The following is an 11,429-nucleotide window of genomic DNA, read 5'->3' as shown; positions in this document are numbered from 1 at the left end:
TACGCCGCTGCCTCAGCGTCGTGCTCAAGGAAGAGGCCGAGCATCACCGGTACGCGGTGCGCGACCTCACCGTGCTCGAGGCCGATACCCTAACCTAGTGAAAGCGCCCACCGAGCAGGAGCGCTGACCGGTCGGGCGACTTCCAGCCGCAGTGCTGCTGCTACTCCCGGCCGCAAGATTCTGGTCGTCTGCCACACCTGCCACGAACACGGCCAACTACTCGGTGAGTGCCACGCCGCGCAAACAGCGAACCACATCCCATCGAACGCTGCCTGGAGCGGGCCAGCCGGTTCCGTCGGCTGGCCCGCCGCTTCCCACTACACCGGATTCCTGCGCCTGGCATCCGCTCTGATCTGTTGTCGGCAAGCCGACCGGCTCAACCCCAAATCAACTGAGATGCGGTCCTGTTAGGGCCTAACGGCTCGCAGGAATCCCAGGCGGCGTACCTCCTCCACGTCGCCGGCCGGCGGGACCGGATCACCTCCGCGGGTGAGGGTGGCGAGGAACTCGCGGCGCGGCACCGAGCCGCTGGCTCTGCGGTGGTGGTCCGAGGCAGCCGGTTGTGCAACAGCCTCATCAGCGTGCGCGGCTTGGTCAACCGCCCATGGGGGATGACTGGTCGTGGGTCCGGCGACCGCCAGGTCAACGCGTACGGATCGGGTAGCGGCGAGTCGAGCGGTCCCCCTCGTCGCGGCCTTCGTTGTTGGATCATCGGTATCTTGTGCGGTGGGGCAGGTCAGAAGGGGCAGGAGGACGCGGTGTCGTCCGGCGATCCGGCGGAGCCGCCCATCCCGGCCTCCCGCATCAGCCGGGCGATCGGCCAGCCGGCGCCGCTGGGATCCGCCTCGTAGCGGCGGATCACCGACTCCTGCACGTCCGCCGGCTTCTCCTGGCTGAGTTTGAACAGCGCCTCCACCGACTCGATCGTCAGCCGGAAGGCACCGACGCCGTGCACGATCCGGCGGAAGTAGTCGACCGAGGAGGTCTGGTCCCAGCCCGCGCCGAAGCGATCCTCCAGGCGAGCGGCCGTCCACCGGACGACCTTGAGTGTCTCCTCCCGCCCGCGGATCAACCGGAGGCGGCCGCAGACGTGCACGGCCGCGAAGTTCCACGTCGGCGCGGAGGGGTCGCCGGGGTAGACGGCCGGCGTGACGAAGCCGCCCGGCCCGTCGAACATCAGCCGGGCGTACGTGCCGTCCGTGAGCGCCTTCCAGTGCGGGTTGGCGCGGTTGAGGTGGCCGAGGATCTCGGTGCCGGCCAGCGGGCCGTACTCGGGTTCACCCGGCGCGACCAGGGCCGGCAGGCGGGTGGCCAGGGGAACGGTCGTCCCGTTCGTGGTGAGCGTCGCGAGGGGGTGGCCGTCGATGATCCGGCGGTGCCAGTCCTCGTCCTTGATCCGGTAGTGGCTCGGTACGAACATGGCTACCGACACACTCCGTAGGCCTGGCGGCCCCGCGGGCCGGTCGCGGCCCGAAGGAAGCCGGTATCCGGGTCGACACCGGCGGCGCAGACCTTGCCGAGGGTGGACGCCGGCACCACGTCGAGCCGGTGGCCCTTCCGCTCCAGGCCGGCGAGCACCTCGGGCCCGAGCGAACGCTCCGCGACCAGCACGCCCGGCCGGGAGGCGCGCGGCGCGAACGACTGCGCGAAGTGGTCGATGTTGACGGCGGGGAGCTCGGTCGCGGCCTGCGGTTCCAGCCCGAACTCCGCGATCGCGAGGAACACCTGGAGCGTCCACTGGTCCTGCTGGTCACCGCCCGGCGTGCCGAACGCCAGGAACGGCTCGCCGTCGCGCAGCACGATACTGGGGCTCAGCGTCGTGCGCGGACGCCGGCCGGGCGCCAGCGAGTTCGGGTGGCCGTCGACGAGCCAGGCGGTCTGGCCGCGGGTGCCGAGCGGGAAGCCGAGATCGGGGATCACGGGTGAGCTCTTGAGCCAGCCGCCGCTGGGCACGGCCACGGCCAGGTTTCCCCACCGGTCCGCGACCGCGACGGTGCAGGTGTTCCCGGCGCCGGCCTGCGGCGCCCCGGCGGTCACGGTGGGTATGCCGCTGCGCAGCTGGGTCATCCAGTCCGGCTCGTCGGCGCCCGGCTGCTCCGGTTTGGCCTGCGGGATCCAGGGCTGGCCGGGGCCCACCTGGCCGGGTTGGGGGTCGAGGGCCGCACGGTCGCCGATCAGCGAGCGACGCCGCGCTGTGTACTCCGGCGCCAGGAGCTCGGCCATCGGCACCGGTGTGTGCGCCGGGTCCCCGTACCAGGCCTCGCGGTCGGCGAACGCGAGCTTAGCCGCCTCCGCGAGGGTGTGGACGTAGTCGACGGTGCCGAGCCCCATGCCGCGCAGGTCGCAGCCGGACAGGATCGCCAGCTGCTGGAGGAAGACCGGGCCCTGCGACCACGGCCCCGGCTTGTAGACGGTGAAGTGGCCGTACGGCAGCGCGCACGGTTCCTCGACGGCAGGCTGCCAGGCCGCCAGGTCGTCGCCGGTGAGCAGGCCGCGGTGCCGGCCGCCGGTGGAGTCGAGCACCTCGGTGGTACGCGCGAAGCTGTCGATCGCGTCGGCGACGAAGCCCTCGTAGAAGGCCGCCCGGGCCGCCTCGAGCTGGGCCTCCCGGTCGGTCGAGGCGGCCCGCGCCTCGCGCAGCAGCCGCTCGTAGGTGCCGGCCAGCGCGGCGTTGCGCATCCGGGCGCCGGCCGCCGGTACCGCGTCGCCGGGCAGGTAGGTGCGCGCGGACGCGGTCCACTCCGTCCGGAACAGCGGAGCCATCGCCGCGACCGTCGCCGCGGCGCCGGGCAGCAGCGGGTAGCCGCCGGAGGCGTACCCGATCGCCGGTTCCAGGACGGTGGCCAGTGGCATCGTGCCGAACTCGGCGAGCAGGCGCATCCAGGCGCCGAACGCGCCCGGCACGGTCGCGGGGAGCAGGCCCGCTGCGGGCATCTGCTCGATGCCGAGCGCGCCGAACCGCTCGATGGTCGCCGCCTGCGGCATCGGGCCCTGTCCGCAGATGACGCGTACCATGCCGGCCGAGCGCGGGTAGACCGAGATCACGACGTCGCCGCCGGGCCCGTTCGAGTGCGGCTCGATCACCTGGAGGGCGAAGCCGGCGGCCGCCGTCGCGTCGAAGGCGTTGCCACCCCGGTCGAGGATGCCCATGCCGACGGCGGACGCTAACCAGTGCGTCGAGGCCACGGCGCCGGAGGTACCGGTGAGCTGGGGTCGCAGGACGGTCATCGTTGGGTTGACCCGGTGAGCAGCAGGCCCAGGCAATACGTGCCCGGTTCGGCCTTGCGGGTGACGAAGTGGTGCACCGTACCGGCCGGGATGAAGAATGTCGCCGGCGAGGTCAGCGTGTGCTGGCGTCCGTCGGCGACCACCTCGATCACGCCACCGCCCGGATTCGGTGACAGCAGCAGATAGATCTCGGGACACTCGTGGGTATGCGGATCGGCCACCGGCTTTCCCACCTTGTCGCTGAGCTCGCCGCCGGCCAGCTCCAAGCACAGCCCGCCGTACATGTCGTCGGTCAGGTAGAACGGTGTGGGTGCGTGATGTCCGGGAATCTCACGGAACAGCGGAAGATCCATTCGGGAGGCCGGGGCGGCGGCCGCGACTGCGGAGCTTGCGGAAGGGGCGTCCATGGGGTGTTCCTCCGGGTACGGCGGCGTCGATGACGGATCAGGCTGGGGTCAGGTGGAAGATGAAGCTGAACGCGGGAAGTTCGATGAGCCGCTGATCAGCGAGACGCCAGCCGCTCTCATCGATCACCGAGTACCACTCGTCGAGCGTGGGCAGGTACTGATCCATGATCGCGTGCACGGTCTCGAAGCCGAGCGTGAACATGGGCAGGTCCGGACCTTCGACGCCGACGGACCGACAGGTGTCGCCGAGGAGGAGGTTTCGTGCGTTGGGGAAGGTCTCTCGGAGCTTCTGCAGTGTCTTCACGCAGTTGTCCCGTGGCCAGAAGTCGTGCCCCATGAGGAAGCAGGTGACCAGTTCGGCGTCGGCGTACTCCGGCCTCGGCGACATGTTCAGCACATCATCCCGGAGCAGCGTGATCCGGTCCGTCAGGTTCGCATCCCGGATCGCCTCTCCCGCGACCGCCAACGCCCCCGGGGCGATATCGACACCGATGGCCCGGATCGCGGGTCGCCGCTCGGCCAACATGATGATCCGATCGCCGCTGCCACAGCCGAGATCGGCGACGGTCGTGTAGTCGATACCGTCGAGGAGATCCCGCAGCGGCGGGTCGAAGAAATTGCGGGCGATGCTCCGGCAGGCCACGCTGATCGCCCGCGAATCGCGGCGCATCTGGCGGTCGGAGCGTTCATCGGTGCGAACCAGGGTGGTGAGATTGGTGAAGAGCTCGCCACAGCCCCTGGTCAGCCAGTAGAAGAAACCCCTGGTACGGAACGCCTCGTCGAATCCCGGTCCGCGCCGGGCCAGGTTCGTCCCGGCGTCGACGACCACGATCCTGCGGCTGGACAGCGCGACAAGGATCCGGCGAACCGCCTGCGGGTGGGTGCGGGTGCGGGCGGTGAACTCGGGTACGTCGACAGCGTCCCGGTCGGCGAGCTCGTCCAACAAGCCGATGTCCCAGGCCGCGCCGAGAGCGGCTGCAGCCACGGCACCGTTGAAGGTATCCGCACAGTATCGCGCTTCCTTGGACAGATGGGTTGTCGCGGCGGTCATGTATTCCTCAACTTTCGCATCGTGGAGTTGGTCCGGACCGTTCTCGATGGGTGGGCCTGGGTGGCCGGCGCGCTCACGAGGCTCATGATCTCCATGACGCAGTCCGCCAGTCCCGCCTTGCGTCGCATCACCTCCGGGGTCCGCAGGCGGGGCGGTTCCTCGTGCGCGCTCGGCGCGAAGGAGGGGTACAGGCCGTTCGCGGTGACGTCGAGAAAGATGGCGTGCAGTCGGCGGACCAGCTGGCTGGCGGCCGCGAGCTGGGAGACGGCCGCCGCACGGCTGGTCAGGAAGATGCCGTCGTACAGCCACATCAAGGTGTCCCGGGGGATCTGCTGTCGGCCCTTCGGTTTGGGACTCTGCAGCAAGGACACCTCTCCCGAGGACAGGACCTTGTCTGCGATCCCCTCGTGAACCTGCTCGTTGAGTTCGCACTCGTGGCGCAGGGCTTCCGCCACGGTGCCGGAGCCGATCGTCACCTTGCCCCGGATCAGCGGCCGGACCGCTGGATAGTCGCGGGCCCAGGCGCCGGTGAGATTGACGTGCTGGCGGGCCATCGGCATCCGGATGACCGGTCCGTAGATGTGCCGGGGGGCGGAGCTTCCGTACATCAGCATCAGCGAATAGCCGCACACCAGCAATCGCGCCTGCGTGGCGAGCTCCTCGTGTTCGACCCGCGCGGCCTCGCTCTCCCGCAGGATGGCCCCGAGCATCTGCCACAGCAGGAAGGTGGTCTGGTGGGCGGTGATCCACCGGAACCAGAACAGACGGTCGATGTCCTCGGCACTGTCCGGACGCAGGTCGTGGATCGAGGCGGGTGACGCGTGCGCCAGCCGTTCCCGCAGGTCCTCGATCCGCATCGAATCCACGGGCACTGTTCGGGGTACCCATCGGGAGGGCAGGGCCAGCGGCTCGAGCCCGTAAGGATGACCGCCGAACGCCCATTCCGCTCCGGACGGGAGGGTGGTGACGACGGCCGGTGCCTCAAGCGGATGCATCGGCGGCATCCGTCCCCTCGGAGGTATCCGGAAGGTAGGTGAATTCGAGCTCGAGGCCGTTCACGTCGTACGCGTAGAAGCTCTGCATACCCTGACCGTCGATGTCGATCTCGGTGGCCGGCTCGGCGCGAGCGAAGGTGAAGCGGCCCGATTCGTACAGCTCCCGATACCGGCCGCGCCACAGCCGCAGCTGTTCCGGCGTGTCGACCCGGATGCACAGGTGCTGGAACTGGTTCACCTCGCCGGCCGGCGGCCCGTGCGTACCGCGGTCGCGGGTGAACAGGTGCAGGCGGATGTCGCCCACGGCCACCTCGACCAGGCGGGTCAGGCCGGGGAGCCGCCGCCGGCTCAGGTCGGAGAAGCCGCCGCTCACCTCCCAGGAGACCGTGCAGCCGAGAAACTCCCGGTACCAGAGGACGGCGTTCTCCAGGTCCATCGTCTGGATGCCCACGTGGTCGATCGCCCCGGTCAGCGGAACCGGGCGGGCCGAGGGCTTGCCCGGCGCGGCCACGTCAGATGTGGTTGGGGCCAAGGTTCTTTTCCTGTCTTCGGAGGAGTTCCGCAGTTCTCGGGCAGCCGGCGGCTCGCGTGGTTATGTGTAGGGAGACCGTTCGATGGTGAAGTAGCGACGCAGCTCCTCGATGTGCCGGAGGATTTTGGTGTCCTCGCAAGCGCGCGCGATGTCAATCATCGTGCTCCACACGAAGTCGTCGCCACCGTCGTACCGGTAATGCTTTTTGATGACGATGCTGAATATCTCGTCGACCGTTTCCATTGTCATGACGTCGGCGAGCCGCAATAGGCTGGCGCGGTCGGCATCGGTGACCGGTGGTCGTTTGACTATCCGGTCCTCCGGAATGCCGGCGTCGGCGCTGTGGCCAGGGATCGTGATCAATGGCTTCTCGGACGGCGCGTTCACGAAGTCGAGCATGAGGTGGATCCGCGCCTCGGTGGAGAGCACCGCTAGCGAGTGGATCACTGAGGCGTCGAGGAACCAGATCTCGCCCCGGCGCATCCGGTACACGGTGTTGCCCTCGCTGAAGAAGCAGTTCTCGTTGGTGGCGAGGGGGATGTGCGCCCGGTGGGCGTTGCGGGTGTCGTCCGGGATGTCGCTGAGCTCGAGCAGGTCCCGGTGCGGCAAGCCCACGCTGTTCTGTACCTTCGCTAGCCGCACGAAGTTCAGCCGATCCAGATCGACAACCGTGCTGATCAGCTCGCGGAGATAGGGAAGCTGGTTGCCGTACTCCGTGAACGCGCCGGGCTGGTGGTGATCGTATTTGGTGACCACTCCGTCGCCATCGGCTCCGCCCGGGGTCCAGAGCATGCAGCTCCTATAGGCGCCGCGGGAAAGGTAGTCGCTGTGCGCTTCGGACCACGGAAGTGAATCGCTGTGCTCGAGGTCTTTGGCGAGGCGGACGTCATCGAGTGGGGTGTCTGCTACATAGTGGGTTCGCATCGGATCACGCAATCCCTCTCAGCCGAATTCGGGGCTCCTCCGGTACGCTAGGCGACTCCCGCTTTGGTACGCAGGTCACGTGTTCCGGTGACGATCCAGATCCTCGGCCACTTTCTCCAAGATCTCCACCTTTCCCGAATAGGGTTCGCTGCGCCGAGGCCAATGCACGACGATATCCGTAATGCCGGCTTCGGCGAATCGGCCCGCTGCATCGGAGAACGCCGTCGGCGACTCGAGAACACCGCCCACGGACGGGCCGCAGACCAGCAACCGGGCCACCGTGGCCGGGTCACGGCCGACCTCCACGCAGGCCTTTTCGAGCGCCTCCACCTGCCGGCGGACGACGGGGAGCGCCTGTTCGTACGGCGCGCTCTCGACCCGGTTGGGCTCGCCCGTCGTCACCCAGTACGAGCCGTACTCGGCCGCCAAGCGCATGCCGCGGGCCCCGCCGGCGGCGACGGCGAACGGGACGCGGGGCCGCTGCTGGCACAGCGGGTACGAATGAACCTCATCGGCGACGTAGTAGCGGCCGTCGAAGGTAGTGACCGGCTGCCGCAGGAGCGAGTCGGTGAGCCGCACGTATTCCGCGAACCGCTCGGTCCGCTCCCGCCGGCTCCACGCGGTCCGGCGGGTCATGGTGGCGTCGAAGCCCTCGGCACCGGCGCCGAGACCGAGGATGAGGCGGCCGCCGGAGATGTCCTCGATGGCGGCGACTTCCTTGGCCAGGTACACCGGATGTCGCAGGTTGGGCGAGGCGACCAGGACGCCCAGCCCGATCCGTTCGGTCTCCATGGCCGCCGCGGTCAGCGTCGGGACGAAGGTGAACCAGTCCTTCGCGCGGAACGCCCGCCAGTTCAGGTGGTCATAGGTCCACGCGTGATCGAATCCCATCTGCTCGGCCCGGCGCCACTTCACGCGCGCCGTCTGCCAACGGTCCTCCGGGACGATCTGGATGCCGAATCTCATTTGTTTCCTTCATCCGGCCAACCCGGATCTCGTCTCGGATGGGCACCCTCCGTCGCGGATCGCCGCGGCCACGTCGCGCAACGTCCCGTCGAGGAGTTTCGTCAGGTCGGGCGCGGTTCGCAGGATCGCCTGGCACTCGTCGCGCAGCCGGAACGTGAGGATCGAGTGGCCGCCGAGCTCGACGAACGTGTCCAGGACGCTGATCTGCGACCGCCCCAGGACCCGCCGGTAGATCTCGACGAGGGTGGCTTCCAGCTCGTCGGCGGGGGGCACGACCGTACGCTCGGGCTCGGTCGACGCCTGCCAGATCTTGATCAGCTCGTTGTGGTCCAGCTTTCCGTTCACCGTCGTCGGAAGACGGTCCACGGGCACGACGTGCGCGGGCCGCATCTGGCGGGGCAGTCCGGCCGCGAGTTGGAGGAGCGCCGCGGGGTCCAGGTCGGCGGTCGTGCGCCCGCCGGCGGGGACGACGAAGGCGAGCAGGCGAGGCGGCGGCCCGTGGGCGATCACCGCGCAGTCGCCGACCGTGGGGTGAGCGGCCAGCACCGCCTCGACCTCACCGGGTTCGATCCGCAGGCCACGGATCTTGACCTGCCGGTCGATCCGGCCGAGGTGCTCCAGCGCGCCGTCCTCGCGAAGCCGACAGAGGTCACCGGTGCGGTACATCCGCGACCCCGGCGGCCCGTGGGGATCCGCGACGAACCGCTCCGCGGTCCTGCCCGGCTGCCGCCAGTAGCCGTCCGCCAGGCCGACAACACCGCTGATGTACACCTCCCCGGGCGTGCCGACCGGGACAAGATCGAGGTTGGTGTCCAGGACGGTTGCCCGGAAGTTGTCCGCGGGACGGCCGACCGGAACGACTACGCCGTCCCAGCCGGGCTCGATGACGTTGTCGGTGACCGAACCGGCCTCGGTGGGACCGAAGGCGTTGACGAGGGTGCTGCCGGGCAGCGCGGCGTGGAAGGCCGCCGGGATCCGCGGGCTCATCGACTCGCCGCCGCACACCAACCACCGCAGCGCGTGGGCCCCGACCCGAGACATCTCGTCCAGGAAAGCCGGCACCAGCGTCGTCACCAGGAAGATCATCGACACGTCGTGGTCCCGGATGAGTCCGGCGAGGTGCCGCGGGTCGCGCTCGCCGCCGGGCCGGCAGATCACCACCCGCGCCCCATGGTAGAGCGGCCAGAAGATCTCCCAGATGTGCACGTCGAACCCGGTGTAGGTCTTGTACAGGGCCGTATCGCCGAGATGGTACGGGTACTGGCGCTGCATCCAGAAGACGTTGGCCAGGGTGCCGGCCGTGCGGGAGGCCACGCCCTTGGGGCGGCCGGTCGTCCCCGACGTGTAGAGGATGTGGACCGGCTCGGAGGCCACGCCACCCGGGCCGCCGTCGAGATCCGGATTCGTCGCGGGCCGGCCGGACCATGTGCGCTCCGCGTGGACGTCGTGGATCTCCCACGCGCCGCCGGGCAGGCGAGCGCGGCAGGCCGGATCGGTCAGCACGTGGCTTGGCGCCGAGTCCGCCAGCATCAGGGCGATGCGCTGGTCCGGCAGGTCGGCGTCCAGGGGAACGTAGGTGGCGCCGGTCTTGGCCGCGGCGTAGAACGCGACAACCTGGTGGATGCCGCGCTGGAGGAAGACGCCAATCCGAGTACCCGGGCGGGCACCGCACTCGCGCAGGTGGTGGGCCAGCCGGTTCGCGCGCTCGTTCAGCTCCCGGTAGCTGACCGTGTCCCCGTTCTCGTCCTGCAACGCGACCGAATCCGGGGTTCGCTCCGCCTGCGCCTGGAACGGTTCGGCCATCGTGCGGTATCGGATATCCGGGGTGCGCTGTGGGTTGAGGCCGTGCAGGATCCGCTCGCGTTCCTCGGCGCCGACCAGCGGATGGTCGCGCATCGGCCGATCGGGTTCGTTCTCCATGCTGGTCAGCAGTTGCAGGAAGGAGCGCGCCCAGGCCTGCGCGGTGGGCAGGTCGGACGAGTCCGTCATGGTGTCGACGTACAGCTGCTGGCCGGCCCGGTCGAGCAGGATCGTCACGGCAACCGGTTCGTCGTCGTCCCCCGGTCCGGGCACGATGGTGTACCGCGGCCGGCGGGCCTGCCGGAGCGCCTCGCGGAAGCTCAGGGACAGGTCCGGGGCGCCGGTCGCCCCAACGATCGCCTCGACCGGCCCCCGGGTGATCAGGATGCGGCAACGGGTGCCCGGGCGTGGCAGCCGCTCGGCCAGTACACCGGCGCAGAGGGACAGCGGGTCGAAGTTGTCCACGCCGGCCGCCCGAGCGAGGGAGTGCAGGGTTTCCAGCACGCCGTCCGGTAGGGCGATCGGTCCGATGCAATCCGTTGTGGACAGATACCCGCTCACTGCGCGCTTCCTTCGAAGAGTCCGCAGGCGTAGAACCCCGGCGCCAGGGACTGCGCCATATACGTCTGTCCGGGCTGAATACCGAACCGCTCGTGATAATCGGCCAGGTTGATCATCCAGTCGGCGTTTCCACAGTGTCCGTAGGCGGCGAGCGTGTCGGCGAAGTGCAGGGTGTCCGGGCGCAGACCGACGGATGTCGCGTTGAACAGCGTCAGCGGCTTGTGCAGGTTGGCCGCGAACACCTTGGATATCTGTGCCTGCTGCCGGCCACCGGCCCGGAGCACCGCGGACAGCGTCCGTTCGGCGACATCCTTGCGCGAGACGAACGTGTCGCGGCCGCGCAATCCCTCCGGGTCGATCTTTACCGCGGACGAGACCAGCCGCACGAGTCCCGGCCGGCGGGACAGCAGGCAGCTCGCGGCCGCGTCACCGAACATCGCGTAGGGGAGCACCCGGTCGCGGTCGTGCGGCACGAAGTCCACGGCGACGACCACCACGTGGGCCGCCTCCGGATCGGCCAACAGCCGCTGACCATGCCGAAGCGCGGTCAGCGAGCTGCAGCACCGCTGATAGGAGATGACATGAGGGACGCAGTCGTCCATTCCCAAGGCGAGTAGCACTCGGCCCGCGAAGTCGGACGGCAACAGAGCCAAGGTCGGGTCGCTGGTCGCGAACACAAGGTGGTCGATGTCCGCGGCGGCGACGCCGGCGTCCCGGAGGGTTCGGCGCACGGCGTCCACGACATAGTCTTCGACCGGCCCGGACATTTTCCGATACGTCGTACATCCCATCTCATGGAAGTCGGTGCCGAACGACACGGTCTCCCAGAGGGCGCCGAAATCAGGGATGTTCTCCGGCTTGCATTCCACATCGCCGAAGGCGCACGTGAACGAGCCGATGCCGATGTCGTCGTGATCCGAGATCATGGTTCCCTTCGATCGGCAGAGGGTTGGGAATTTGCCGGG

At 69.1% G+C, this 11,429-nt stretch carries 10 protein-coding genes; all 10 read right to left on the bottom strand.

Annotated features, from left to right (window positions below):
* Positions 1 to 736: 736 nt before the first annotated feature.
* Complete coding sequence (locus AB0H57_RS31785; protein ID WP_357512362.1) at positions 737 to 1,420, bottom strand: FMN-binding negative transcriptional regulator; 684 nt, start codon at positions 1,418 to 1,420, stop codon at positions 737 to 739.
* 2 nt (positions 1,421 to 1,422) lie between these two features.
* Positions 1,423 to 3,150: a gamma-glutamyltransferase gene (locus AB0H57_RS31780; RefSeq protein ID WP_357512361.1), complete on the bottom strand. Its 1,728-nt coding sequence runs from the start codon at positions 3,148 to 3,150 to the stop codon at positions 1,423 to 1,425.
* Between the two features lie 74 nt (positions 3,151 to 3,224).
* A complete protein-coding gene (locus AB0H57_RS31775; protein ID WP_357512360.1) occupies positions 3,225 to 3,635 on the bottom strand; it encodes a cupin domain-containing protein in 411 nt (136 codons plus the stop codon).
* 37 nt (positions 3,636 to 3,672) lie between these two features.
* Positions 3,673 to 4,686 carry a class I SAM-dependent methyltransferase gene (locus tag AB0H57_RS31770; protein WP_357512359.1) on the bottom strand — a complete coding sequence of 338 codons (1,014 nt, stop codon included), beginning with the start codon at positions 4,684 to 4,686 and terminating at the stop codon, positions 3,673 to 3,675.
* Positions 4,683 to 5,690, bottom strand: coding sequence for a hypothetical protein (locus AB0H57_RS31765; RefSeq protein ID WP_357512358.1), 1,008 nt, complete (start codon positions 5,688 to 5,690; stop codon positions 4,683 to 4,685). The genes AB0H57_RS31770 and AB0H57_RS31765 overlap by 4 nt, the downstream gene beginning before the upstream one ends.
* Positions 5,668 to 6,192, bottom strand: coding sequence for a VOC family protein (locus AB0H57_RS31760; protein WP_357512357.1), 525 nt, complete (start codon positions 6,190 to 6,192; stop codon positions 5,668 to 5,670). Before AB0H57_RS31760 ends, AB0H57_RS31765 begins: the two co-directional genes overlap by 23 nt.
* A gap of 81 nt (positions 6,193 to 6,273) precedes the next feature.
* Positions 6,274 to 7,005: an aspartyl/asparaginyl beta-hydroxylase domain-containing protein gene (locus AB0H57_RS31755; protein WP_357512356.1), complete on the bottom strand. Its 732-nt coding sequence runs from the start codon at positions 7,003 to 7,005 to the stop codon at positions 6,274 to 6,276.
* Between the two features lie 207 nt (positions 7,006 to 7,212).
* Positions 7,213 to 8,103 (bottom strand): LLM class flavin-dependent oxidoreductase, encoded by an 891-nt coding sequence (locus AB0H57_RS31750; protein ID WP_125807712.1) that lies wholly within the window; start codon positions 8,101 to 8,103, stop codon positions 7,213 to 7,215.
* 9 nt (positions 8,104 to 8,112) lie between these two features.
* Positions 8,113 to 10,464 (bottom strand): amino acid adenylation domain-containing protein, encoded by a 2,352-nt coding sequence (locus AB0H57_RS31745; RefSeq protein WP_357512355.1) that lies wholly within the window; start codon positions 10,462 to 10,464, stop codon positions 8,113 to 8,115.
* The coding region (locus AB0H57_RS31740; RefSeq protein WP_357512354.1) for a hypothetical protein at positions 10,461 to 11,429 on the bottom strand (969 nt) is incomplete at its 5' end. The genes AB0H57_RS31745 and AB0H57_RS31740, both read right to left, overlap by 4 nt.

The sequence above is a fragment of the Micromonospora sp. NPDC050686 genome, assembly GCF_040654475.1.
Lineage (GTDB): Bacteria > Actinomycetota > Actinomycetes > Mycobacteriales > Micromonosporaceae > Micromonospora.
This window is presented reverse-complemented; position numbering and strand designations above follow the sequence as displayed.

Bases quoted from the DNA above. Each gene is read 5' to 3' on its own strand.
- AB0H57_RS31755 (WP_357512356.1), bottom strand. From the start codon at position 7,005: ATGCTCTGGACCCCGGGCGGAGCCGATGGCGACGGAGTGGTCACCAAA.
- AB0H57_RS31775 (WP_357512360.1), bottom strand. From the start codon at position 3,635: ATGGACGCCCCTTCCGCAAGCTCCGCAGTCGCGGCCGCCGCCCCGGCC.
- AB0H57_RS31785 (WP_357512362.1), bottom strand. From the start codon at position 1,420: ATGTTCGTACCGAGCCACTACCGGATCAAGGACGAGGACTGGCACCGC.
- AB0H57_RS31770 (WP_357512359.1), bottom strand. From the start codon at position 4,686: ATGACCGCCGCGACAACCCATCTGTCCAAGGAAGCGCGATACTGTGCG.
- AB0H57_RS31750 (WP_125807712.1), bottom strand. From the start codon at position 8,103: ATGAGATTCGGCATCCAGATCGTCCCGGAGGACCGTTGGCAGACGGCG.
- AB0H57_RS31765 (WP_357512358.1), bottom strand. From the start codon at position 5,690: ATGCCGCCGATGCATCCGCTTGAGGCACCGGCCGTCGTCACCACCCTC.
- AB0H57_RS31780 (WP_357512361.1), bottom strand. From the start codon at position 3,150: ATGGGCATCCTCGACCGGGGTGGCAACGCCTTCGACGCGACGGCGGCC.